Below are 24,611 nucleotides of genomic sequence, written 5' to 3'. Positions count from 1 at the left end.
GGGAGTCGTGTTCGCTCGTCGTCCCGGCCGGGGCACGGACGGTGAACGGGCCCTGTCGTAGGGAATATGGGGTCACGTCGGGATAACGGAGAGGGCGGGCGGGTCATGGCGCCGTAAAGTTTGCCACGTCGAAGATTACGAGACCGCGAGGACGATGATGCCGCAGATCGCCCCACTCGGAGCGGGAGAGCCGACCCGGCTCGGGCCGTTCCGCGTCCTCGGACGCATCGGCGAGGGCGGGCAGGGCATCGTCTACCTCGGGATCGACGCCGCGGGGGAGCGCGCCGCGATCAAGTTGCTGCACGTGAAGTTCACCGGTGACGCCGTCGCCAGGTCCCGGTTCGCCCGGGAGGCGAGGGCAGCCCAGCGGGTCGCCTCGTTCTGCACGGCGGCGGTGCTCGACGTCGACCTGGAGGGCGACACCCCCTACATCGCCAGCGAGTACATCGAGGGCAGGTCGCTGCGCCAGGTCGTGGAGGACGACGGCCCCCTGCGGGGCGCCCCGCTGCAGAGGCTGGCGATCGGCACGGCCACGGCGCTGACCGCCATCCACCACGCCTCGATCGTGCACCGTGACCTCAAGCCGGACAACGTGCTCGTCGCCGCGGACGGGCCGCGGGTGGTCGACTTCGGCATCGCCCGCATCCTCGACTCCACGGGCACGATCACCAGCCGGGCCATCGGCACCCCCGCGTACATGGCACCCGAGCAGATCTCCGGGGCCGACGTCGGCGCGCACACCGACGTCTTCGCCTGGGGCGCGACCATCGCGTTCGCCGCGACCGGCGAGACGGTCTTCGAGGGCGGCTCGATCGCGGTGGTGCTCAACCGCATCCTCAACCACGACGTCGACCTCGGCGTGCTGCCGGAGCCGCTGCGCGGCGTGGTCGGGGCGGCGCTGGCCAAGTCCCCGGCCGACCGGCCCTCCGCCGACCGGATCCTGCTGCGGATGCTCGGCCACCCCGAGGAGGCGAGCGCCTCGCCCGCCATCCTCACCCAGGGTGCCGAGGTCTCCGCCACCGGCGGGCCACGGACCGGTGACCGGGACGTCCGGCCCGGCCCGGCCCGGGGCACGCTCCCGGACCGGGGGGAGGACCGGGACCGGGGGGAGGACCGGGACGACGACGCCACCAGTCAGATGCGCCTCCCCGGCTCCGGGACGAGGGCCCCGGGAGGAGCGGGAGGAGCGGGAGGCAGGGGAGGCGCGGGAGGCAGGGGAGGCGCGGACGAGGCGCCGCCGCCCCCGGGCCGCGACACCGCTCACCCTTCCCTCCCCTCGGGGCGCGACTCCGGCGGCCACCGGGAGCGGTCCTCCGCGGGCCACGGCTCCACGGGCCGGAACCTCACGGGTCAGAACCTCGCGGGCCACGGCTCCACGGGCCAGGACCCCGCGGGTCACCCGGTCCCCCCTCCCGCCGTCCCCGCCACCGCCGAATGGCCCGGTTACCCCGACCATCCCGGCCACCCCGACCGCGCCGGTCACTCCGACCACCCCGGGCCTCCCGGACCTCCCGGGCCGCAGGATCATCCCGGGCACCCCGCCCGCCCCGAGCACGCGGGTCACCCCGAGCACGGGGGCCACGCCGGGTACGTCGCGCAGGTGCCGCCGCCGAGCTGGCAGACACCCACCCGTCCCGGGGCGCCGGTGGGGACGGGGCACTCGCACAGGGGGCGGTGGATCGCCGTCGCCGTGGTCCTGCTGCTGCTCGCGGGGGCGGCCGCCGCCGTCTGGTGGCCGCGCGGGACCTCCCGGAGCACGCCCGCGCGGCCCTCCGGCGAGGTGTTCGCCTCGGTGGTGGACAAGGCCGCCAGGACCGGCAGGCTCGTCATCGGCGTACGCGACTCCCTGCCCGGCATCGCGCTGCGGAGCGGCGGCAGGTGGAGCGGCTTCGAGATCGACCTGGCCCTGGAGATCGCCGAGTCGCTGGGGGTCCCGGAGAGCGGCGTGACCTTCCGGGCCACCCGCCGCACCGACCGGCCGTCGTTGCTGGCCGGCGGCGGCGTCGACATGGTGCTGGCCACCTATTCGATCAACGACGTGGACGACGTGACCTTCGCCGGGCCGTACTACCTCGCCCACGTCGACGTGATGGTCAAGGCCGACTCGCCCATCCGGACCGTGAACGGCCTGGTGAACAGCCGGATGTGCGCACCCGAGGCCAGCGCCTCGGTCGCCGTGCTGCAGGGCAGGGTGAAGCCCTTGAGGCTCGTCCCCGCCAAGACCTACACCGAGTGCGTCAACATGCTGCGGGACGGCCGGATCGACGCGATCCCCGGCGACGACCTGCTGCTGGCCGGCTTCGGCGACCGGGAGAGCGTCCGGCACAGGCTGCTCGGCCTGGAGCTCACCGACGAACGCTACGCGGTGGCGCTCAAGCGGGGCGACGGGCGCACCTGCGAGGCCGTCAGGGGGACGATCGCCGAGCTCCACCGCGACGGCACGGTCCGCAGGCTGCTCGACGAGCACTTCTCCCGGGTCGACTTCCCCGGGCGGGAGAACGACCTCCCCGCCATGGTGCCCTGCGGCTGAGCCCCGTCCCGGGGCCGGGACGCCGCCCCGCGGGTGGTTGAGGGTACTCGCCGGACGGCCTCCCGCGACGGACGGGTAACATCCGAGCGTCACAGTTCATCCTTCGAGTGAGGGAAGGTCATGGCCCAGACTCCCGTAAAGGTCACCGTCACCGGTGCCGCCGGTCAGATCGGCTACGCGTTGCTCTTCCGCATCGCCTCGGGCCAGTTGCTGGGCGCCGACGTCCCGGTCACGCTGAGCCTGCTGGAGATCCCGCAGGCCGTGAAGGCCGCCGAGGGCACCGCGATGGAGCTCGACGACTGCGCGTTCCCGCTGCTGCGCGGCATCGAGGTCACCGACGACCCCGGCGTGGCGTTCAACGGCGCCAACGTGGCGCTGCTGGTCGGCGCGCGTCCCCGGGGCAAGGGCATGGAGCGCGGCGACCTCCTCCAGGCCAACGGCGGCATCTTCGGCCCGCAGGGCAAGGCGATCAACGACAACGCCGCCGACGACATCCGCGTGCTGGTGGTCGGCAACCCGGCCAACACCAACGCGCTCATCGCTCAGCGGAACGCCCCCGACGTCCCGGCGGAGCGCTTCACCGCGATGACCCGTCTCGACCACAACCGGGCGCTGTCGCAGCTCGCCGCCAAGCTCCAGGTACCGGTCACCGAGATCAAGAAGATGACCATCTGGGGCAACCACTCCGCCACCCAGTACCCGGACCTCTTCCACGCCGAGGTCGGTGGCAAGGTCGCGGCCGAGCTGGTCGACGAGGGCTGGCTGCGCGACACGTTCATCCCGACCGTGGCCAAGCGCGGTGCGGCGATCATCGAGGCCCGGGGCGCGTCCTCGGCCGCCTCGGCCGCCAACGCCGCGATCGACCACGTCTTCGACTGGGTCAACGGCACCGAGTGGACCTCGGCCGCCATCCCCTCCGACGGCTCGTACGGCGTGCCCGAGGGCCTCATCTCGTCCTTCCCGGTCGCCTCGCGCGGCGGGAAGTGGGAGATCGTCCAGGGGCTGGAGATCGACGCCTTCTCCCGCGAGAGGATCGACGCCACCGTGGCCGAGCTGGAGGAGGAGCGCTCCGCGGTCCGCGAGCTCGGCCTGATCTGATCGGCCTGATCTGATCGGCCCGGTCTGATCGGGCCCCCTTCGAGGGGCCCGACCCGAAAGGCGGCGTGTCGCTCATCGCCGGGCGGCACGTTCCGTCGTTCAATGATCACTTGTGGTCGGGGCATCGATCGTCGGAGGACACACCGCGGCGCGGGTCGCCGCCGGTGTGCCCCGTCCTCCGCGCGGTCCCGCGCCCGGTCTCCCGCACCGTCCCGTGCGCCGTCTCGGTCTCGTGCTCGGTCTTGTGCCCGTGCTCTGTCTCGTGCTCGCGGTGCCGTCCCGGGCGGCGTCCGCCTCGCCGGAGGGCGAGGGCTGGGGCGGCGCCGACCTGTCGGTGCGGCTGCTGGTCTCCCCGGACAGGGCCCAGCCCGGCCGGCCGCTGCGCTACCGGGCCGAGGTGAGCAACGCCGGCCCCGGCGACGCGGTGCTGCCCGTGCTCACCCTCCGGCTGCCGGACGGGGTACGGGTGCTGGGCACCGACGTCACCGAGTGCCTGCCCGGCATCGCGGCGGGCGAGGTGGTCTGCGCCTCGGCCGACGACGTCCCGGCCGGGACGACCGGTGGGGTGACGCTCGACGCGATCGTGCGGCCCGGCGCGCGGGGCCCGCTGGAGGCGAGCGCCACGCTCTCCTCCGAGGTCGTGGACGACGACGAGACGAACAACTCCGCGCGGGCGCTGACCGAGGTGGACGAGGGGACGGACCTGGCGGTCGGGGTGTCGCGCAGGACCCGTGCCGGTCGCCTCGTCCTGGTGTCCGCGGTGGTGCGCAACCGCGGCCCGCGGCCCGTCCGGGACGCCGGGCTCCTCCTCGACACCGGCGGCGCCCGCCTGCTGGCGGCGCGCGGGGCACGGTGCGACTCCCGCACCGGCTACGCCGACTGCCGCCTGCGTACGCTCCGCGCGGGCGGGCGGGTCACCCTCCTGCTCGCGTTCTCGGCCCCGGGTCACGAGATCGGAGGTCGCGAGCCGAGCGGGCACGAGCCGGGGAGCCGCGCGCCGGGAGGCCGCGGGCCGAGGGCGGAGGCGACGGTCTACTCCCCGCTGACGGGTGACCGCCGCCCCGCCGACAACACGGCCCGCTTCCGCCTGGGATAGCCGGGACGGATCGGGACGTGGAGCCGGACGGGCCCGGATGGACCAGGACGGGCCCGGCCGGGCCGGGTGTCTCAGGGGCGGCCGGACAGGGCGGCCCAGGCGTCGGCGACGACGTCGCGGACCGACGGGTGCTCGGGCTTCCAGCCCAGCTCGCGCCTGATCTTCTCGGAGGAGGCCACCAGCACGGCCGGGTCACCGGCGCGGCGCTCGCGGACGACCGAGGGGATCTCGTGACCGGTGACCTCGCGGCAGACCGAGAGCACCTCCTGCACCGAGAAGCCGGTCCCGCTGCCGAGGTTGTAGACCCGGTGCTCGCCCGGCGAGCAGGCGTCCAGCGCCAGCAGGTGGGCCCTGGCCAGGTCCGCGAGGTGGATGTAGTCGCGCACGCATGTGCCGTCGGGGGTCGGGTAGTCCGTGCCGAACACGCTGACCGGCTCGCGCCCGCCGAGCGCGACGGCGAGGACGTTAGGGATCAGGTGGGTCTCCACGGTGTGACGCTCGCGGTAGACGCGGCCGTCCCGGCCGGTGTAGGCGCCGCCCACGTTGAAGTAGCGCAGGCTCACCGCGGCCAGGCCGTACAGCCCGGCGAACGTGCCGAGCGCGGTGTCGACCGCCAGCTTGGAGGCGCCGTAGGGGTTGGTGGGGCGGGTGGGGTCGCTCTCCGTGATCGGGGAGCGCTCCGGCTCGCCGTACGTGGCGGCGGTGGAGGAGAAGACGATGCGGCCCACCCCGGCGCTCCGCATCGCGTCGAGCAGGGCGAGGGTGCCGCCGAGGTTGTGCGCCCAGTAGAGGCCGGGCCGCTCCACGGACTCGCCGACCAGGGACTTCGCCGCGAAGTGCAGCACGCCCTCCACGCCGTCGAGCGCCCCGGCGGCGTCGGTGATCGACCCCTCGACGAAGCGGGCGCCCTCGGGGACGGCGTCGGCGTGACCGGTGGACAGGTCGTCCAGCACGGTGACCTCGTGCCCCGCTTCGACGAGTTGCGCCGCCACGGCGCTGCCTATGTATCCGGCGCCTCCGGTGACGAGCAGCTTCACGGAGCCTCCTGTTCGATGATGTTTGGACTTGTTTACTTTTGTAAGTCTACTGCCAGCATATGCTGGCACATCACATATCGGCCACCGCCGGAACGGGCGGCCGCCATGACGGAGACGACCTCGTGAACAGCGTCCTGGCGAACATCGCCCTGGTCTTGATCTTCGTACTGATCGGAGGGTTCTTCGCCGCAGCAGAGATGGCCATGGTCTCCCTGCGGGAGAGCCAGGTACGGCGGCTCGACGCGCAGGGCCGCAGGGGGGCCAGGGCCGCCAAGCTCGCCCGCGACCCCAACCGCTTCCTGTCCGCGGTGCAGATCGGCGTCACCGTGGCCACCATGCTCTCGGCGGCCTTCGGCGCCGACACCCTGGCCAAGGACCTCATCCCGGTGGTGACCTCCTGGGGGGTCCCCGAGGCCGTGACGGCCCCGCTCGCCCTGGTCCTGGTGACGCTGGCGATCTCGTACGCCTCCCTGGTGCTGGGCGAGCTCGCGCCCAAGCGGATCGCCCGGCAGCGGGCGGAGGGGATCTCCCTGCTGGTCGCGCCGTTCCTGGACCGGATGGCCGCGCTGTCGCGGCCGATCATCTGGGCGCTGTCGAAGTCCACCGACGGGGTGGTCAAGCTCCTGGGCGGCGACCCCGACGCCGACCGCGAGGAGATCTCCACCGAGGAGCTGCGCGACATGGTGGTGGGCCACCAGGAGCTCAGCGCCGACGAGCGCCACCTGATCGGGGAGGTGTTCGCGGCGGGCAAGCGGCAGCTCCGCGAGGTGATGCTGCCGCGTACCGAGGTGGAGTTCATGTCGGCGGACACGCGGCTGGCCGAGGCGGCGGTCCTGGCCGCGGCCATGCCCCACTCCCGCTTCCCGGTCTACCGCGACTCCTACGATGACATCGTGGGGTTCGTGCACATCCGCGACCTGCTCGACCCGGTGCTGACCGGGTCCATCGAGCCGATCAGCGAGCTGGTGCCGATCCGCCCGGTCAAGCTGGTCCCCACGAGCAAGCGGCTGATGGCCACGCTCTCGGAGATGCGCAAGGAGGGCCACCACCTGGCGATCGTGGTGGACGAGTACGGCGGCACCGCCGGCATCGTCACCCTGGAGGACCTGGTCGAGGAGCTCATCGGCGACATCCGCGACGAGCACGACGTGGAGGACGAGCACGTCGCCCTGCCCGCCGGGGAGGCGGAGCTGGAAGGGCTCGCCACCCTCGACGAGGTGGCGTCCTCCACCGGCGTCCGCCTGCCCGACGGCCCCTACGAGACCCTGGGCGGGTTCCTGATGTCGTCCCTCGGGCACCTTCCGGTGCTGGGGGAGCGGGTGGAGGTCTCCGGATTCGACCTGACGGTCACGGAGATGGACGGCCGCCGTGTCTCCCGGGTCAGGATCAAGCGGAACGCCCCCCGCCAGGACGTGCCGGACGCGGTGGCGGAGGCACCGATCACTCCGGACACCTGACACAATTGTCTGCCATGGCCAGTCCTCGCGTCCTGTCGGGAATCCAGCCCACCGCCGACTCCTTCCACCTGGGCAACTACCTCGGCGCCGTACGGCAGTACGTCGCCATGCAGGAGGGCTACGACGCGTTCTACTGCGTCGTCGACCTGCACGCGATCACGGTGGAGTACCGGCCGGAGGAGCTGCGCAGGCGCACCAGGGTGGCCGCCGCCCAGCTCTTCGCCGCCGGTCTGGACCCGGAGCGCTCCACGGTCTTCGTGCAGAGCCACGTCCGCGAGCACACCGAGCTGGCCTGGGTGCTGATCTGCCTCACCGGCATGGGCGAGGCCGGCCGGATGACCCAGTTCAAGGACAAGTCCGCCAAGCAGGGCGAGAGCTCGGCCGGCGTGGGCCTGTTCACCTACCCGATCCTGCAGGCCGCCGACATCCTGCTCTACCAGGCCGACAGGGTTCCGGTGGGGGCCGACCAGAAGCAGCACCTGGAGCTCACCCGCGACCTGGCGCAGCGCTTCAACCACCGCTTCGGCGAGACCTTCACGCTGCCCGAGCCGCACATCGTCAAGGGGGTCGAGAAGATCACCGACCTCCAGGACCCCACGGCGAAGATGTCGAAGTCCTCCTCCTCGCCCGCGGGCATCCTCGACCTGCTGGAGCAGCCGGGGCCGCTCCGCAAGAAGGTCATGCGCGCGGTCACCGACACCGGCTCCGAGGTCCTCGCCGACGACGAGAACAAGCCGGGCGTCACCAACCTGCTGCGCATCCAGTCCGCGCTGAGCGGCGTTCCCATCCCCGAGCTGGAGGCCCGCTACACCGGCCAGGGGTACGGCACCTTCAAGAAGGACGTCGCCGAACTGGTGGTCGACACCTTCACCCCGATCCGCGAGCGGACCGAGAAGCTGCTCGCCGACGAGGCCGAGCTCGACCGGATGCTCGCCGTCGGTGCCGGCCGGGCCCGCGCCGTGGCCGCCGAGACGATGGCCAAGGTGCGCGACATGGTGGGGTTCCTGCCCACCCCGTGATCTGCGGCGTCGTCCGGCCGTTCGCGGTCGAGACGGCGGTGACGGGGTAGGGGGCGCGGGTGACAGGTGTGTGGGAACGCGTACGGACAGGCCGTGAACGGCTCGGAGCGACACTCGGCTCGGCCCGGGTCAGGTGGCCCTGGTTCGACCACCTGGTCAGGACCTACCAGCGCTACCAGATCCAGGCGGGCGACCGGCTCGCCGGGGCGGTCAGCTACTTCGCCTTCCTGTCGTTCTTCCCGATCGTGGCGCTGGCCTTCGCGGTCTTCGGCTACTTCCTCTCCGTCACCCCGGACGCCCCCGGCACCCTGCGCAAGGCGATCGACCAGTACCTGCCGGGCCTGGCCGACAAGCTGCCGATCCAGGAGATCGCCGACTCGCGGACCAGTGCCGGGATCATCGGCCTGCTCGGCCTGCTCTACGCCGGGCTCGGCGCGATCGACGCGCTGCGCGAGGCCCTGCGAGAGATCTCCATGACGACCGAGGCTCCGCTCGGCTTCGCCATGGCCAAGCTCAGGGACCTGGCCGGGCTCGTCCTGGTCGGCACCACGATGCTGGCCTCGGTGCTGGTCGCCGGTTTCGCCACCCAGGCCGGCGGGACCGTCGCCGGGTGGGTGGGACTGTCGGGGTCGGTGGTGTCCACCACCACGATCTGGCTGGTCGGCCTGGCGGTGAGCGTGCTCGCCGACGTCCTGGTGTTCCTGATCCTGCTGCGCTGGCTGGGCCGCATCAGGCAGCCGTTCCCGGTGCTGCTGCGCGGCGCCCTGTTCGGCGCGGTCGGCTTCGCCCTGCTCAAGCAGCTCGCCGCGCTGGTGCTGTCCAGCACCCTGAACAACCCGGTCTACGGGGTGTTCGCCGTGGTGGTCGGTCTGCTGGTCTGGATCAACCTCTCGGCCCGGGTGATCATGTACGCCGCCGCCTGGACCGCCACCGCCTCGCTCGGCCTTCCGCCCGACCCCACGCCGGTCCCGGCCAACGCCATCCCCGCCTGAGCGCCCGGCGGGCCCCCGCCCCGGGCGGCCGGCGGCGGCCCGGGGCGGCCCGGGGCGGGGCCGAGGGCCCGGAGCGGCTCCGCCTAGCGGAAGCGCCTGCGCAGACCGTACGCCAGCCAGGCCAGGCCGCCCAGCAGACCGGCGCCGAGAACGTAGTAGCCGATCGGGACGCCACTGCCCGGCGGACGCGGCGCGAGGGACGGATCGGCCGCCGAGACCGGCGCCGGTGCGACCGGGGGCGCGGAGGTCACGGGTGCGACGGGGGACGGGGAGGCCACCGGGACCGGGTCGACCAGGTGCCCCACCGGCGCGACCCGGTCGCGGTTGGCGAAGCCCCAGTCGAGCAGGTCGGCGACCTCGTCCCAGAAGTAGCCGTCGTGACGCATGATGGACACGATGACCGTGTGGCCGTTCCGCCTGGCCGCGCCGACGAAGCTGCCCTGGGCCTTGGAGGTCCAGCCGTTCTTGACGCCGATCATCCCCTTGTAGCGCCAGAGTAGCTTGTTGTGGTTGCCGATCTCGTAGTAGCCCTTGGGAGCCGGAAACTTGTCAGTTTTCAGACTGATATATCGGCGGAAATCGGGGTTGGCCAGGCCTGCGCGGGCGATCAGGGCCAGGTCGTAGGCCGAGCTGCTCTGTCCGGGCTTGTCCAGCCCGCTCGGGGTCATGGCCACGGTGTCGAACGCCTGAAGCCGTCTGGCCTCGGCGTTCATGTCGGCCAGGGTGGCGGTCAGGCCGCCGTTGGCCTCGGCCAGCGCCATCGCGCTGTCGTTGCCGGAGACCAGCAGCAGGGCCTTGAACAGGTCCTCGACGGTGTAGAGCGGCCTGGGGACCAGGCCGACCGCGCTGCCCTCCTCGTTCACCGCGCGCTTGCTCGGCCTGACCTTCCGGTCCTTGTCCAGCCTGGGGATCAGGGTGAGGGCGGTCAGCGCCTTGAGGGTGCTGGCGGGCAGGTAGCGCCCGTGGGCGTCCTTGGCGGCGAGCACCGCACCGGTCTCCGCGTCGGCGATCACGTACGCCTTGGCGGCGGTCTTGGGCGGGGCCTTCACGCCCGCGGGGAGGATGAGACCCCGCTCCCCGAGCCGGGAGCCGCCGACCGGCTCCCTCTCGCCTTCCGCGCCCGGTTCGAGCGAACCGGCGCCCGCCGCTCCCCGGGCGCCGCCCGGCGAACCGGTGATCGGCGAACCGGTGAGGAGCGAGCCGACGCCCGGCGAGCCGGTGACGGGCGAGCCGGTGCCCGCGAGCGTGCCCGGCGGGTGGGCCGCGGTCCCGGCCTGTGCGGGCGCGCCGAGAAAAGCGGTCGCCGCGAGCAGCACCCCGACGGGCGCGACGTGTCTGGTCCCCATGATGAGCTCAGGGTAGCTTCGTGCCGGTTCGCATGGAGTACAGGTGCCCTGACCAGCTACGCGCCACTCGGCGGAATACTGACATCATGCAAATATCGCGAAAGATCGCCGCTTTTCTGATCGGCCTTGCCGCTTTTATGATCTTCGAGTGGATCAACCTTGGCCTCAACCTCGGGGACGGCCGTGCCACGTCGTTCTACGTGGTCCACGGGATCCTGGTAGCGGTCAACCTGGTGCTGGCCCTCGTGCTCGGCGCGATCGGCCTGCGGGCGCTGCGCGCGTCCCGGGGGTCCCGGGGGTCCCTGTAGTTCCGGACCCGGGGACCGGGGCGACCGGCCGGACCGGTGGCGTCGTTGGCACCGGAGCGGGCCGGCGGGCCTGCGGGCCGGAGGTGACCGGCGGGAGCCGGAGAGGCGGCGGCGGGGGCGGGACCCGGTCAGGCGGGACGGTTCAGCGTCGACACGGTCCTGCGGTGCAGCTCGGCGGCCTCCTCGGCGGAGTCGCCGATGCTGGTGAAGCCGAGCTTGCCGAAGCAGGTGACCGCGCCCAGCAGGTGCAGCACGTTCCCGGTGCGGCGCTCCCGGTCGAAGCCGAGGCCCTCGTCCTGGATCAGCTTGACGACCTCCCCGGGGGTGCGGCCCAGCAGGCCGGGGGCGGAGCAGTTGTCCGTCGCCACGTAGTACTTGGCGCGGCCCTCGTGGACGAGCAGGCCGGTGCCGGGATCGTAGGCGGCGCCGGTGGTCAGGATCGCGGCCCCGAACGGGTGGGTGGTGCCGCCGATGCGCAGGTTGATCTCGCACAGCAGCGTCCGGTGGCCGCCGCCGTCCCTGACGGCGAAGAAGTCGACGCCGAACAACCCCACCACGCCCCGGTCCGTCAGGACCCGGGCGATCCGCTCGGCGTACGCGCTGAGCTCGGCCCGGTACTCCTGGCGGGCGGGGAAGCTGCACCCCTGGTAGACGTCGTCGTTGGGACCGCCGAGGACCTGCTCGTGGGTGGCGACCACGTCGAAGGTGCCGCCCGGGGTGATCCTCACCAGGGCGCTGGGGGAGCGGAGCGGCCGGTCCTCGATGAACTCCTCGACCACCGCCCCCCGCTCGGCGATCTTCTCGGCGAACGTCGTCCAGTCCTCGCCGGGCGCGGAGAAGCTCGTGGGAAGGCCGTGGAGCGGGCCGTCGCCCGTGGTCACGATGGCGTTGCCCATTCCCGAGTAGCTGTTGTTCAGCTTGACCATCAGCCGGGTCGCCGGGCTCATCGCGCGGACGGCGCGCTCCACCTCGGCAGGCGACCGCAGGTCGCCGAACCCCCTGACCATGGGCACCCCGGCCGCCTCGCCGAGCGTCCGGCCGCCGCTCTTGGAGCCCAGGTGGGCCAGGCGGGTGGCCGGGCCGTAGATCGGCAGGGAGAGGATCCCGGCGAGGCGCTCCTCGTACTCGCTCACCACGAACGGCACCATCCAGGCGTTCCCGGCGTCCCCGCGGGTCCCGTCGCCGCCCCCGTCACCACCCCTGTCGTCGCCCCCGTCGCCCCTGTCGCCGTCGCGCGGGCCCGCGAGCGCGGCGCGCAGGCGAGCGATCACGTCCGGGCGCCGGAGCAGGGCCTCGCTGAGCGGATGCGTGTCGGGATCGTCCAAACTGATCATTTGCAGCCGCGTGCGGGCCTCGTCGGGGTCGTCGAGGAAGCTCAGGTAGTAGTCCACGATCGCGCCGTCGACCGGCGTCGAGGTCACGTAGACGACCGACACCCGCGGCCTGCGCAGGGTGAGGAGCAGGAACAGCAGCCTCTCCTCGTAGCAGCGGGCCGCGGGGATGCTGCGCAGTTCATCCTGGGGGAGCGAGAGGGAGGGAATGACCAACAGGGCGCCCTCGTCCGGTTCGAATATGCTCAAACGCGACCATCTCTTCCCGAATGGGATGTTAGTGATCATAAGCGAAGTGAAACACGCACTCTTCCTGTTTACATCACTCCGCCGGGTGCGATGACCGGCACCCGAGGTCACGTAAATTGCCAGGTGGGCGACGTTTGGGAGGGGGAGGCGGCCGCCCTCCCGCCGGGTCCGCGCCCCCCACGGTGACCAGTGTTCCTATGGTCAATTGGAGTCATCTTCTGTCATCCGGATGGGGCATAAGTGTCAGAAGGGGAGGGTGTGGTGACAAAACATTTGGCCCGGATGTCGGCGAGCCGCTCGGCCGGAGAGATAAAGTCGGTGTCATCGCCGACGCGACGGCCACCCCGGACCACCGGTCCGCCGTCTTGCGTGCCGGCGGTGGCCAGCCCGCGCTGACGCGGTCCGGGGAACCCACCCGGTCCGTCGGCGCGGCGATCGTTTTTTGACACGACCCCGTGGGTTCCGAGATCCCGGGTGGTCGTACGGTGCGTCGAGGATCCAGAGCCCGCCGGCGCGGATGGGAGGGTGAGCAATGCGGGGGCGTAATTTGCGGGGAGAACTCGACGCGTTCCTTGCCGGTCGTGAGCAGGAGCTGATCAACTTCCGTCGAGACCTGCACATGCATCCCGAGCTCGCGTTCGCCGAGTACCGCACCACCCAGCGCGTCGCCGAGCGCCTGACCGACGCCGGGCTCGTCCCCTCGGTGCTGCCGCGCGGCACCGGCCTGCTCTGCGACGTCGGCAGCGGCGACGGCCCGACCGTGGCGCTGCGGGCCGACCTGGACGCGCTTCCGGTGCCGGACGAGAAGGACGTCCCCTACAGCTCGACGGTCCCGGGCGTCTGCCACGCCTGCGGGCACGACGTGCACACCACGATCCTGCTCGGCACCTCGCTGTTCCTGGCCCAGCAGGCCGAGGCGGGCCTGCTGCCCGGCAGGGTCCGCCTGATCTTCCAGCCCGCCGAGGAGCTCCCCGGCGGCGCGCTGGAGGTCATGGCCTCGGGCGGCATCAGCGGGGTCGACCGCATCTTCGGGCTGCACTGCGACCCGCGCCTCGACGTCGGCAAGGTCGGCCTCAAGGCCGGTCCCATCACCTCCGCCTGCGACCGGGTCACGATCCGGGTGAGCGGCCCCGGCGGGCACACCGCCCGGCCCCACCTCACCGCGGACCTGGTCTTCGCGCTCGCCAAGATCCTCACCGAGCTGCCCGCGGCCCTCTCCCGCCGCATCGACCCCCGCTCCTCGCTGAGCCTGGTCTGGGGCCGGGTCGAGGCGGGCTCGGTCGCCAACGCCATCCCGGACGACGGCGTCGCCGAGGGGACCGTCCGCTGCCTGGACGAGGCCGCCTGGCACGCGGCCCCCGACATGATCAAGGCGCTGCTGGAGTCGGTCGCGGGCGCGTACGGCGTCGAGGCCGAGATGGAGTACGTGCGCGGGGTGCCCCCGGTGGTCAACGACAAGGTCAGCGTGCAGATGCTGGCCGAGGCCGCCGAGGGCGTGCTCGGCCAGGGCGCCCCGGTGCCGACCGAGCAGAGCCTGGGCGGCGAGGACTTCGGCTGGTACCTGGAGTCGATCTCCGGGGCGTTCGCCAGGCTCGGGACCCGCCGCCGCGGATCGACCGAGTCGGCCGACATCCACCAGGGCACCTTCGACGTCGACGAGAGCGCCATCGGCACCGGCGTGCGCTTCATGGCGGCGACCGCGCTGACCGCGCTCTGGGAGGGACAGCGCCCCGTCGCGGACGACGCCCTGATGGCCGTTAACGCCGACAACTAGACGCCCCCTGACACTCCCGCCACTCCCCCCGACGGCACGAACGCCGACGACCGGCCGGCGGCCGCAGGCCCCTCGCCAGTGAGTTCGGACATATTTTGACAAAGTTCTCAATGTGTCCTGACCGCGACGGTCCGGCCGCTCGCTCGGGGGAACGGCCGGGCGGCCCGGGCCGTTCCATGTCACAGCCGGGCGCTTTCGTCACGCTTCGTGTGTCACAGGGTGGCGTGAGCTGCATAACGGACCTGTTTCGGACCGGTGTGACGGTTTGGTCAACCCTGACGGACCAACTATCTTCCGTGCAGGGTTGCCGTGCGTCTCTTCGCGCGTGCACAGAGAACGCGAAGGGAGTCATCTTGCTTCAGAACCGATTCGGCAAGCTGGCCGCGACCGCACTGGCGGGCAGCATGCTCATGGGAGCTGCCGCGTGTGGTGGAAGCGAGGAACCGACCACGTCGGCTCAGCCGAGTGGCGCCGCCAGCAGTGCGGGGTCTGCCGCGACCGGACCCAAGGTCGGTCTCGCGTACGACATCGGCGGGCGCGGGGACCAGTCGTTCAACGACTCGGCCGCGGCCGGCCTGGACAAGGCCAAGGCCGAGCTGGGCCTGGCCGAGACCAACGAGCTCGAGGCCGGCAACGGCGAGACCGAGGCGGCCAAGGAGGAGCGGCTCCGGCTGCTCGCCGACGACGGCTTCAACCCGATCATCGCGGTGGGCTTCGCCTACTCCAACCCGGTCAAGAAGGTCGCGGCCGAGTTCCCCAACGTCAAGTTCGCGATCGTCGACGACGCCGCAGCCGCCGCCCCCAACATCTCCAACCTGCTCTTCGCCGAGCACGAGGGGTCCTTCCTGGTCGGCGCGGCCGCCGCGCTGAAGAGCAAGAAGAACCACGTGGGCTTCGTCGGCGGCGTCCAGGTGCCGCTGATCAACAAGTTCGAGGCCGGGTTCATCGCCGGTGCCAAGGCGGTCAAGTCGGACGTGAAGGTCGAGGTCAAGTACCTGACCCAGCCGCCGGACTTCACCGGCTTCAGTGACCCGGCCAAGGGCAAGACCGCGGCCGAGGGCATGTTCGACGCGGGTGCCGACGTGGTCTACCAGGCCGCGGGCGGCTCCGGCGGCGGCGTGTTCGAGGCGGCCAAGGCCGCCAAGGGCCTGGCCATCGGCGTCGACTCCGACCAGGCGAAGACCGCCGCCCCCGAGCTGCAGGGCGTCATCATGACCTCCATGGTCAAGAAGGTCGACGTCGCCGTCTTCGACTTCCTGAAGAGCTTCACCACCAACTCGGTGAAGGCCGGCACGACGACCTACGACCTCAAGGCGGACGGCGTCGACTACTCCACCACCGGTGGCCAGGTCGACGACATCAAGTCCAAGCTCGACGAGTACAAGCAGAAGATCATCTCCGGCGAGCTCACCGTCCCGGACAAGACCTCCTGACCCGAGTGCTCACGCGGGGCCCGGCGGAGATCCTCCTCCGGGCCCTTCGCCCTATCCTCACCACCACGTTCCGTACCGGGCATCCGTACGGAGGAGGCCGTCATCAGCACTCCGGCACCGGCCGTCGAGCTCGAGGGGATCACCAAACGATTCCCCGGCGTCGTCGCCAACCGTGACATCTCCCTTTCCGTGCGGCAGGGGCACGTGCACGCCGTCGTCGGCGAGAACGGCGCGGGCAAGTCCACCCTCATGAAGATCCTGTACGGCATGCAGCGCCCGGACGAGGGACGGATCCGCGTCAACGGCGCCGAAGTGAGCTTCCGCTCCCCCGGCGACGCGATCGGGGTGGGCGTCGGCATGGTCCACCAGCACTTCATGCTGGCCGGTAACCTGACCGTGCTGGAGAACGTGATCCTGGGCAGCGAGCCCCGCAAGGGGGGCGTCGCCATCGACTTCGGCGCCGCCCGCGCCCGGATCAGGGAGATCTCCGACTCCTACGGCCTGGGCATCGACCCCGACGTCACCGTCGAGGACCTGGGAGTGGGCGCCCGCCAGCGGGTGGAGATCCTCAAGGTCCTCTACCGGGGCGCCCGGATCCTCATCCTGGACGAGCCGACCGCCGTGCTCGTCCCCCAGGAGGTCACCGAGCTCTTCGCCAACCTGCGCGAGCTGGTCCGCGAGGGCCTCACCATCATCTTCATCTCGCACAAGCTGGACGAGGTCCTCTCGGTCGCCGACGCCATCACCGTCATCCGCCGGGGCACGACCGTGGCCGAGGTGGACCCCAAGGACGTGACCGCCCGGCAGCTGGCCGAGCTCATGGTCGGCAGCGAGCTGCCCAGCCCGGAGACCCGCGAGTCCACGGTCACCGACACGGTGGCGATCTCGGTGCGCGGCCTGAACGTCCACTCGGCCGAGGACCGCTGCATCGTGGACGGCGTGACCTTCGACATCCGAAAGGGCGAGGTGCTGGGCATCGCCGGGGTCGAGGGCAACGGCCAGTCCGAGCTCGTCGAGGCCATCATGGGCATGCGCCCGGCCGAGGGCGAGATCCGCCTCGGCGAGCACGACATCTCCGGCTGGACGACGCTCCGCCGCCGCGAGGCCGGCATCGGCTACATCCCCGAGGACCGCCACCGGCACGGCCTGCTGCTGGAGGCCCCGCTCTGGGAGAACCGGATCCTCGGCCACCAGACGCGCAGGCCCAACGTCAAGGGTCCCTGGATCGACCGCGCCGGAGCCCGCGAGGACACCCGCCGCATCGTCGAGAGCTACGACGTCCGCACCCCGGGCATCGACGTGGACGCCTCCGCGCTGTCCGGCGGCAACCAGCAGAAACTGATCGTCGGCAGGGAGATGAGCGGGGAGCCCGTCTTCCTGATCGCCTCCCACCCCACCCGCGGTGTCGACGTGGGCGCCCAGGCCGCGATCTGGGACCACCTGCGCGCGGCGCGCGCCGCGGGCCTGGCGGTCCTGCTGATCTCGGCCGACCTTGACGAGCTGATCGGCCTGTCGGACACCCTCAAGGTGATCCTGCGCGGCCGGATCGTCGCCGAGGTCGACCCCAAGGACGTGACACCCGAGCGGCTCGGCTCGGCCATGACGGGTGCTGGAGAGGCGGCATGAACACCCACGTAGCGCACACGCCCCCCGGGACGCCCGGATGAGCGCGAAAGAATCGACCTTCGCCGACCGGCTGCTCGGCCGGGTCTCACCGGCGGGGCTGCTCTCGCTCGTCGCACCGGTCACGGCCATCGTGTTCGCCGCGCTGGTCACCATGGTCATCCTGGCGCTCACCGGCGCCCCGCCGCTGGACACGCTGGTCGTCATGGGCGAGTACGCCGTCCGGCCCCGCTCGATCGTGCTGACCCTGAACTCCGCGACGACCTACTACCTGTCGGCGCTGGCGGTGGCGATCGGGTTCAAGATGAACCTCTTCAACATCGGCGTCGACGGCCAGTACCGGCTCGCCGCGCTGACCGCCGCGGCCGTCGGCGGCGCGGTCGCGCTGCCGGCCCCGCTGCACGTCGCGCTGATCATCTTCGTCGCCGTGCTGGTCGGCGCGGGCTGGGCGGCCATCGCCGGTCTGCTCAAGGTGCGGCGCGGGGTCAGCGAGGTGATCTCCACGATCATGCTGAACGCCATCGCCACCGCGCTCGGCTCCTGGCTGCTGAACAAGGAGCGCCTGGCCGTCGAGGTCGGGGGCAGCAACAACATCGGCACGAAGCCGATCCCGCCCTCCGGGCAGGTGCCGGGGCTGGCGATCGTCTCGGGCACCCAGACGAAGGTCTTCGGCCTGATCCTGCTGTCGATCGCGATGGGCGTCCTGTTCCACATCGTGATCAACCGGACCCGCTTCGGGTTCGACCTGCGCGCCACCGGCCGCTCGGAGTCGGCCGCGGTGGCCAGCGGCGTCAACGTCAAGCGGATGATCCTCGTCTCGATGGTCCTGTCCGGCGCGGTGGCGGGCCTGGTCGGCATGCCGCAGCTCCTCGGCGCCTCCCACAGCTACAGCCTGGACTTCCCCACCGGTCTCGGCTTCACCGGCATCGCGATCGCGCTGCTCGGCCGCAACCACCCGGTCGGCATCGCGTTCGGCGCGCTGCTGTGGGCCTTCCTGGACACCTCGGCCGGCATCCTGCAGATCAAGAAGATCTCCCCGGACATCGTCACCATCATGCAGGGCGTGATCGTGCTCTCGGTGATCATCGCCTACGAGCTGGTGCACCGCTACCAGATCGCCGCCGAGCAACGCCGGGTGAGCCGCCAGCTCGCGAGCACCGCCCCGGCCGAGGAAGGAACGCCGGCATGAGCCAGAACGCCCTCGCCACGCCGGAGGCCCCCTTCCAGGAGCCCAAGCGCCCCGCCCGCAAGTTCACGTTCACCTGGCGGACCCTGTTGCTCGCCGTCGGCGCGCTGATCCTGCTGCTGTCGTTCACGCGGGCCGTCACCGGTGCCGCCGACCTCACCTCGACGGGCGCGATCACCGCCTCCATCGCGCTGGCCGTCCCCATCGGCCTGGCCGGCCTGGGCGGCCTGTGGGCGGAGCGGGCCGGAGTGGTCAACATCGGCCTCGAAGGCATGATGATCATGGGGACCTGGTCCGGGGCGTGGGGCGCGCTGTACTTCGACAACCCCTGGGCGGGCGTCGTCGCCGGTGCGATCGGCGGGGCCCTGGGCGGCCTGCTGCACGCGATCGCCACCGTGACGTTCGGCGTCGACCACATCATCTCCGGCGTGGCGATCAACATCCTCGGGCTGGGCGTCACCCAGTTCCTGTCCAAGGTCACCTTCGCCGAGATGAAGGGCGGCGGCGACTCCCAGTCGCCCCCGGTGCCCAAGCCCGAGGTGGTGAGCGTGCCGTGGGACCGGCTCGGCGACCAGGACCCGCTCAGGGCCCTGGAGGCCAAGCAGTGGTTCCTGCTCTCGGACGTGGCGGGCATCCTGCGCGGCCTGACCACGAACGTCTCGCTGCTGACGATCCTGGCGATCCTGCTCGTCCCGCTGTCGTACTACGTGCTCTGGCGCACCGCGTTCGGCCTGCGGCTGCGCTCCTGCGGGGAGAGCCCGGTGGCCGCCGAGTCGCTGGGCGTCAACGTCTACCTGCACAAGTACGTCGCCGTCGTCGTCTCCGGAGCCCTGGCGGGCCTGGGAGGCGCGTTCCTGGCACAGGTGGCCGCGAGCGCCTACCGCGAGGGTCAGACCGGCGGGCGCGGCTTCATCGGTCTCGCCGCCATGATCTTCGGCAACTGGCGGCCGGGAGGGCTGGCCGGTGGCGCCCTCCTGTTCGGCTACACCGACGGGCTGCAGCTGCGCGGGAGCGGCGCGGCGGTGCACGCGCTGCTGCTGGTGGTGGCGATCCTGCTCGCCGCCGTGGCCGTCCACCAGCTCGTACGGCAGGGCCGGGCGCGGACCGCGCTGATCACCGGCGTCGCGGCGGTCGTCGTGTTCGTGGTGTTCGCGCTGACCGACTCGATCCCCCCGGAGTTCACCTCGGTCACCCCGCACATCACCACCCTGCTGGTGCTGTCCCTGGCCGCGCAGCGGCTCCGCCCGCCGGCCGCGAACGGCGTGATATACCGCAGGGGTCAGGGCGGGTGACCGTGTCCCGAACGACACGCACGACGCGACCGGGACGGCCCGTGCCGTCCCCACGAGGGGAGACGGTGTGACGGACAGCGCTGGGGACACCGGCATCGGCGCGGAGGCGGGCATCGGCGCGGGCATCGACTGGCCCGCGCTCAGGGACGAGGCCGTGCGGGCCATGGGGCACGCCTACGCCCCCTACTCCAAGTTCCCGGTCGGCGCCGCCGCCCTGGTGGACGACGGGCGGATCGTGTCCGGCTGCAACGTCGAGAACGCCTCCTACGGCATCGGTCTCTGCGCCGAGTGCGGGCTCGTCTCCGCGCTCCAGGCGAGTGGCGGCGGCAGGCTGGTGGCGTTCACCTGCGTCGACGGGCACGAGGAACTGCTCATGCCGTGCGGCAGGTGCCGCCAGCTCCTGTACGAGTTCGGCGGCCCCGGGATGCTGCTCGAGACCGTCGACGGCCCGAAGCCGATGTCGGAGATCCTGCCCTACGCCTTCGGGCCCGAGGACCTGAGCCGGGGAGCCTGACCGTGGACGCCATCGACCTGAGCCGGAGGGCCTGACCATGGACGCCATCGAGGTCATCTCCGCCAAGCGGGACGGCCGGGAGCTCTCGCCCGAGCAGATCGACTGGGTGATCGACGCCTACACCCGGGGCGTCGTCGCCGACGAGCAGATGTCCGCGCTCGCCATGGCGATCCTGCTCAACGGCATGAACCGGCGGGAGATCGCCGGGTGGACCCAGGCGATGATCCGCTCCGGGGCCCGGATGGAGTGGTCGGCGCTGCCGGGGCCCACCACCGACAAGCACTCCACCGGCGGCGTCGGCGACAAGATCACGCTTCCGCTGGCCCCGCTGGTCGCGGCCTGCGGGGGGTACGTGCCCCAGCTGTCGGGCCGGGGCCTCGGTCACACCGGCGGCACCCTGGACAAGCTGGAGTCCATCCCCGGATGGCGGGCCTCGCTCTCCAACGAGGAGATGCTCGGCGTGCTCGGCGCGGCCGGGGCCGTGATCTGCGCGGCGGGTGACGGCCTGGCCCCCGCCGACAAGAAGCTGTACGCGCTCCGCGACGTCACCGGGACCGTGGAGTCGATCCCGCTGATCGCCTCCTCGATCATGTCGAAGAAGATCGCCGAAGGGACCGGCGCGCTCGTCCTGGACGTCAAGGTCGGCTCCGGGGCGTTCATGAAGACCGTGGAGGAGGCCCGGGAGCTGGCCACCACCATGGTCGAGCTGGGCACCGACGCCGGGGTGGGCACGGTCGCGCTGCTGACCGCGATGGACCGGCCGCTGGGCCTGACCGTGGGCAACGCGCTGGAGGTGGCCGAGTCGGTCGAGGTGCTCGCCGGCGGCGGGCCCGCCGACGTGGTCGAGCTGACCGTGCTGCTGGCCCGGGAGATGCTCGCCACGGCGGGGATCACCGGAGGCAAGGACCCCGAACGGGCCCTGGCCGACGGCTCGGCGATGGACGTCTGGCGGCGGATGATCACCGCTCAGGGCGGCGACCCGGACGCCCCGCTGCCGGTGGCCGCCGAGACGACGGAGGTCGTCGCGCCCTCGTCCGGCGTGCTCTCCCGGCTCGACGCCTACGGGGTGGGCCTGGCCGCCTGGCGGCTCGGCGCGGGGCGGGAGCGCAAGGAGGACCCGGTCTCCTTCGGCGCGGGCATCGTGCTGCACGCCAAGCCCGGCGACACGGTCCGCGAGGGCGCGCCGCTGATGACGCTGTACGCCGACGAGGCCGGGCGCTTCGAGCGGGCGCTCGCCGCGCTGGAGGGCGCCTACGCCGTGGGCGAGGCGGCCGACGGGGAGCCGCTGCCCCTGGTGATCGACCGCGTCACCGCCTGAACAGGCCTCCCGGGAGCACCGCGTCACCGCCTGACGGGCCTCCCGGGAGCACCGCGTCACCGTCGGCCGAGGACTCCCGGGGGCAGGAGCCCTCCGGCGCCCCGGGCTCCCCGGCCCCCTCGGGTGCCCCGGAGCCCTCGGCCCCGGCCGAGGCGAAGATCTCACCGATCACGTTGCGATGGGTCGGGCGGGCCGTGGCGTGGCGCTCGCGGCCCGCGGGGGTGATGCCCACGTAGATGCCCCGCCGGTCGTCCTGGCAGATGGCCCGGGTCACCAGGCCCGCCTTCTCCAGGCGGGCGATCAGCCGGGAGCAGGCGCTCTGGCTCAGGTGGACCGCGTCGGCGACCTCCTGGACCCGGTACTTCTCCTGGCCGCCCTCGACCATCCGTTCCAGGACCTCGAACTCGCTCATGCCGAGCCGGTGCCGTTCGGAGAGCTCACGTTCCAGGGCGCAGGCGGCCGTGGCGTGCACGGCCAGAACCCGGCGCCAGGCGCGTACCGCGTCCTCCTCGTTCATGCGGCGGATCGTACCACCCGGGACAATTGAATGCACGCGAATTAAATTCTCTTGCATTAGATGTGCTTGCATGTATTCTCGGTCCTCATGACCTCCTCATCGATCTCGCCGGATGACGAGCGCTGGAGTCCCGCGCTGTGGGCCGCGCTCACCGTGCTCTGCGCCGTGGTCTTCCTCGACGCCCTCGACGTCTCCATGGTGGGCGTGGCCCTGCCGTCGATCCAGGCCGACCTGGGCCTTTCCACCTCCTCGCTGCAGTGGGTGGTCAGCGGCTACGTGCTCGGCTACGGGGGCCTGCTCCTCCTCGGCGGCCGGACCGCCGACCTGCTCGGGCGTCGCAGGGTCTTCCTGGTCGCCCTCGCGGTCTTCGCCGTGGCCTCCCTGCTCGGCGGCCTCGTCGACGACGGCACGCTGCTGATCGCCGCGCGCTTCGTCAAGGGCGTCAGCGCCGCCTTCACCGCGCCCGCCGCGCTCTCCATCATCACCACGACCTTCGCCGAGGGCCCGGCCCGCAACAGGGCCCTCAGCTTCTTCACCGCCTCCGGCGCCAGCGGCTTCTCGCTGGGCCTGGTCATCTCCGGATTCCTGACCGAGCTCGGCTGGCGCTGGACGTTCCTCATGCCGGTCCCGGTCGCGATCATCGCGCTGGTCGCGGCCCTGAGGTACCTCCCCAGGCGCCACGAGGAGCGCGCCGAGAGCGGTCACGACCTGCTCGGCGCGATCACCATCACCGGCTCCATGCTGCTGCTGGTCTACGCCGTGGTCGAGGCGCCCGACGCGGGCTGGGGCTCGCCGCGCACGATCGCCTCACTGCTGGGCGCGGCCCTGCTGCTGGCCACCTTCGTGATCACCGAACGGCGCGTCAGGCACCCGCTGGTACGCCTGGGCATCCTGCGCTCCGGCCCGATCGTCCGCGCCAACCTCGGGCTGGTGATCCTGTTCGGCTCCTACGTCGGCTTCCAGTTCGTCGCCATGCAGTACTTCCAGAACTTCCTGCACTGGTCGGCCCTGCAGACGGCGCTGGCCTTCCTGCCGGCCGGGCTGCTGGTGGCGGTGACCTCCACCAGGATGGGCGCGCTGGCCGACCGGTTCGGCACCGCGAAGCTGATCGTGGTCGGCTCGGCCGCCCTGGCGGCCGGGTACGCGTTCTTCCTGCGCCTGAACGCCGATCCCAGCCTGGCCACACTGATCATCCCCGGGATGGTGCTGCTGGGCATCGCGTTCGCGCTCTCCTTCCCCGCGCTGAACATCCAGGCGACCAACGGCGTGGCCGACGACGAGCAGGGGCTGGCCTCGGGGCTGCTCAACACCTCCGGGCAGGTCGGCGGGGCGGTCGTGCTGGCCGTCGTGACGGCCGTGCTGACCTCCGGCACGGGCGCCGACCCGATCGGTTCCTTCCGCGCCGCGATCACGGTCTCCGGGATCCTCGCCCTGGCCGGCCTGGTGATCGCCCTGACCGGTCTGGTCGGCCCCCGGGCACGCCGCACGCCCGTCGTGGCCGAGGAGAGGCCGGTCCTGGAGACGGTCTGACACCTCGCGCCGGTTCGCGCCGACTCGCGCCGGCCGGCGCGAACCACCCGACCACCGGACCACTCGCGATCCGGCGGGGACGGGGAACACGCGAAACCCCAGGGGAACAGGGGAACCCCGCGGGGGACACGTGGACCCCGCCGGATCGCGGGCGTGCCGCCGCCGGACACAGGGGCCCGGCGGCGGCACCTCTCCGACGCGCCGCTCACGGGCCGGGACGCGGTGCTTGACTCGCCCCCGGCGGGCTGTCACGATCCGGCCACGGCGTAGGTGGGCTGCGAGGGTGAGACCGGCGGTCCACCTGGGCATCTAACGGGGCAGGAGGCTCACCATGAACCGCACCCTCATCCCCTTCGCGCTCGTACCCCTGCTGGCACTGGCGGCCTGCGGCACGGAGACCTCGACGGTGAGCCCCTCCTCGGGCCCCCCGGCGACCACCGCGCCCGCGGACCCGGCGACCGGCGCGGCGGCCACGCCGTCCGCCGCCGCACCCGCCGGGCTGCGTCCCCCGACGAGCACCAAGGAGATCGCGGTCGACCGGACCACCGGCGCCCCGCCGACCGTCACCGGGGCCCGGTTCGCCGAGCACCCGGGATTCGACCGCGTGGTGATCGACCTCGAGGGAGACCTGCCCGGCTACAGCGCGCGCTGGGTGTCCAAGCTGGTCCAGGACGGGTCGGGCGACCCGATCGACGTCAAGGGCGGCGCCTACCTCCACCTCACGATGACCCCGGCCAACGCGCACACCGAGACGGGCACCCCCACCTGGACCGGCGGGCCGATCTTCCAGGCCCGGCTCGGCAACGTGCGGAGCGTCGTCAGGACCGGCGACTTCGAGGCCGTGGTGGGCGTGGGCGTCGTCCTGGAGCGCAAGGCGGCCTTCCGGGTGCTGGAGCAGAAGAGCCCGAACCGGCTGGTCGTCGACATCGCGCACTGACCGTTCCCCGCACGCGTTCCCCGG

The 24,611-nt window shown here is 72.1% G+C and carries 20 protein-coding genes; 16 read left to right on the top strand and 4 right to left on the bottom strand.

All coding sequences use genetic code 11. The annotated features are described in order from the left end of the window. The first annotated feature begins 154 nt into the window (after positions 1–154). The 3 genes from AB0G16_RS03520 (at position 155) to AB0G16_RS03510 (ending at position 4,724) form a co-directional block, all read left to right on the top strand. A complete protein-coding gene (locus AB0G16_RS03520; protein WP_362797943.1) occupies positions 155–2,530 on the top strand; it encodes a transporter substrate-binding domain-containing protein in 2,376 nt (791 codons plus the stop codon). A gap of 120 nt (positions 2,531–2,650) precedes the next feature. Then, on the top strand, positions 2,651–3,628 hold the full coding sequence (locus AB0G16_RS03515; protein ID WP_362797940.1) for a malate dehydrogenase: 978 nt from the start codon (positions 2,651–2,653) through the stop codon (positions 3,626–3,628). A 232-nt stretch (positions 3,629–3,860) separates the two neighbouring features. After that, positions 3,861–4,724: a hypothetical protein gene (locus tag AB0G16_RS03510; protein WP_362797938.1), complete on the top strand. Its 864-nt coding sequence runs from the start codon at positions 3,861–3,863 to the stop codon at positions 4,722–4,724. Between the two features lie 71 nt (positions 4,725–4,795). On the opposite strand, the gene galE is transcribed toward AB0G16_RS03510, so the two are convergent. After that, positions 4,796–5,761 (bottom strand): UDP-glucose 4-epimerase GalE, encoded by a 966-nt coding sequence (gene galE / locus AB0G16_RS03505; RefSeq protein ID WP_362797936.1) that lies wholly within the window; start codon positions 5,759–5,761, stop codon positions 4,796–4,798. A 122-nt stretch (positions 5,762–5,883) separates the two neighbouring features. Here galE and AB0G16_RS03500 point away from each other — a divergent pair, with 122 nt between their 5' ends. Genes AB0G16_RS03500 through AB0G16_RS03490 form a run of 3 tightly spaced genes read left to right on the top strand, consistent with a single transcriptional unit; the run spans position 5,884 to position 9,229 of the window. Then, positions 5,884–7,218, top strand: coding sequence for a hemolysin family protein (locus tag AB0G16_RS03500; RefSeq protein WP_362797934.1), 1,335 nt, complete (start codon positions 5,884–5,886; stop codon positions 7,216–7,218). Positions 7,219–7,232: 14 nt separating this feature from the next. Next, positions 7,233–8,237, top strand: a complete 1,005-nt coding sequence (gene trpS / locus AB0G16_RS03495) for a tryptophan--tRNA ligase (RefSeq protein WP_362797932.1) — start codon at positions 7,233–7,235, stop codon at positions 8,235–8,237. Between the two features lie 59 nt (positions 8,238–8,296). Then, positions 8,297–9,229, top strand: a complete 933-nt coding sequence (locus AB0G16_RS03490) for a YihY/virulence factor BrkB family protein (RefSeq protein ID WP_362797930.1) — start codon at positions 8,297–8,299, stop codon at positions 9,227–9,229. Positions 9,230–9,312: 83 nt separating this feature from the next. Here the strand turns inward: AB0G16_RS03490 and AB0G16_RS03485 are convergent, their stop codons facing one another. Continuing rightward, a complete protein-coding gene (locus AB0G16_RS03485; protein ID WP_362797928.1) occupies positions 9,313–10,575 on the bottom strand; it encodes a D-alanyl-D-alanine carboxypeptidase in 1,263 nt (420 codons plus the stop codon). 86 nt (positions 10,576–10,661) lie between these two features. On the opposite strand from AB0G16_RS03485, the gene AB0G16_RS03480 reads away from it, so the two are divergent. Beyond that, a complete protein-coding gene (locus tag AB0G16_RS03480; RefSeq protein ID WP_362797926.1) occupies positions 10,662–10,883 on the top strand; it encodes a hypothetical protein in 222 nt (73 codons plus the stop codon). A 128-nt stretch (positions 10,884–11,011) separates the two neighbouring features. On the opposite strand, the gene AB0G16_RS03475 is transcribed toward AB0G16_RS03480, so the two are convergent. Continuing rightward, positions 11,012–12,463 carry a peptide ligase PGM1-related protein gene (locus AB0G16_RS03475; RefSeq protein WP_362797924.1) on the bottom strand — a complete coding sequence of 484 codons (1,452 nt, stop codon included), beginning with the start codon at positions 12,461–12,463 and terminating at the stop codon, positions 11,012–11,014. A gap of 532 nt (positions 12,464–12,995) precedes the next feature. On the opposite strand from AB0G16_RS03475, the gene AB0G16_RS03470 reads away from it, so the two are divergent. The 7 genes from AB0G16_RS03470 (at position 12,996) to AB0G16_RS03440 (ending at position 21,603) form a co-directional block, all read left to right on the top strand. Beyond that, positions 12,996–14,237, top strand: a complete 1,242-nt coding sequence (locus AB0G16_RS03470) for a M20 family metallopeptidase (protein WP_362797922.1) — start codon at positions 12,996–12,998, stop codon at positions 14,235–14,237. A gap of 353 nt (positions 14,238–14,590) precedes the next feature. Continuing rightward, positions 14,591–15,670 (top strand): BMP family ABC transporter substrate-binding protein, encoded by a 1,080-nt coding sequence (locus tag AB0G16_RS03465; protein ID WP_362797920.1) that lies wholly within the window; start codon positions 14,591–14,593, stop codon positions 15,668–15,670. A 102-nt stretch (positions 15,671–15,772) separates the two neighbouring features. Continuing rightward, on the top strand, positions 15,773–17,296 hold the full coding sequence (locus AB0G16_RS03460; protein ID WP_362798280.1) for an ABC transporter ATP-binding protein: 1,524 nt from the start codon (positions 15,773–15,775) through the stop codon (positions 17,294–17,296). A gap of 37 nt (positions 17,297–17,333) precedes the next feature. Then, positions 17,334–18,482, top strand: a complete 1,149-nt coding sequence (locus AB0G16_RS03455) for an ABC transporter permease (RefSeq protein WP_362797918.1) — start codon at positions 17,334–17,336, stop codon at positions 18,480–18,482. Beyond that, complete coding sequence (locus AB0G16_RS03450) at positions 18,479–19,771, top strand: ABC transporter permease (protein ID WP_362797916.1); 1,293 nt, start codon at positions 18,479–18,481, stop codon at positions 19,769–19,771. The genes AB0G16_RS03455 and AB0G16_RS03450 overlap by 4 nt, the downstream gene beginning before the upstream one ends. A gap of 67 nt (positions 19,772–19,838) precedes the next feature. Continuing rightward, the gene (locus tag AB0G16_RS03445; protein ID WP_362797914.1) at positions 19,839–20,285 is read left to right on the top strand and encodes a cytidine deaminase; all 447 of its coding nucleotides are present in this window, start codon (positions 19,839–19,841) and stop codon (positions 20,283–20,285) included. Positions 20,286–20,322: 37 nt separating this feature from the next. Next, positions 20,323–21,603: a thymidine phosphorylase gene (locus AB0G16_RS03440; RefSeq protein WP_362797912.1), complete on the top strand. Its 1,281-nt coding sequence runs from the start codon at positions 20,323–20,325 to the stop codon at positions 21,601–21,603. Here the strand turns inward: AB0G16_RS03440 and AB0G16_RS03435 are convergent. Next, entirely contained in the window at positions 21,593–22,120 is a 528-nt protein-coding gene (locus tag AB0G16_RS03435) for a MarR family transcriptional regulator (RefSeq protein WP_362797910.1), read from the bottom strand. The two genes, AB0G16_RS03440 and AB0G16_RS03435, sit on opposite strands and share 11 nt — an antisense overlap. 87 nt (positions 22,121–22,207) lie before the next feature. Between AB0G16_RS03435 and AB0G16_RS03430 the strand changes: the two genes are divergently transcribed. Next, positions 22,208–23,650 (top strand): MFS transporter, encoded by a 1,443-nt coding sequence (locus AB0G16_RS03430; RefSeq protein WP_362797908.1) that lies wholly within the window; start codon positions 22,208–22,210, stop codon positions 23,648–23,650. A 331-nt stretch (positions 23,651–23,981) separates the two neighbouring features. After that, the gene (locus AB0G16_RS03425) at positions 23,982–24,587 is read left to right on the top strand and encodes a hypothetical protein (protein WP_362797906.1); all 606 of its coding nucleotides are present in this window, start codon (positions 23,982–23,984) and stop codon (positions 24,585–24,587) included. Positions 24,588–24,611 lie beyond the last annotated feature (24 nt).

It is taken from the genome of Streptosporangium sp. NPDC023615 (assembly GCF_040640155.1).
Lineage (GTDB): Bacteria > Actinomycetota > Actinomycetes > Streptosporangiales > Streptosporangiaceae > Streptosporangium.
The sequence above is the reverse complement of the archived record's forward strand: the minus strand, read 5'-3'. Positions and strand labels throughout refer to the sequence as shown.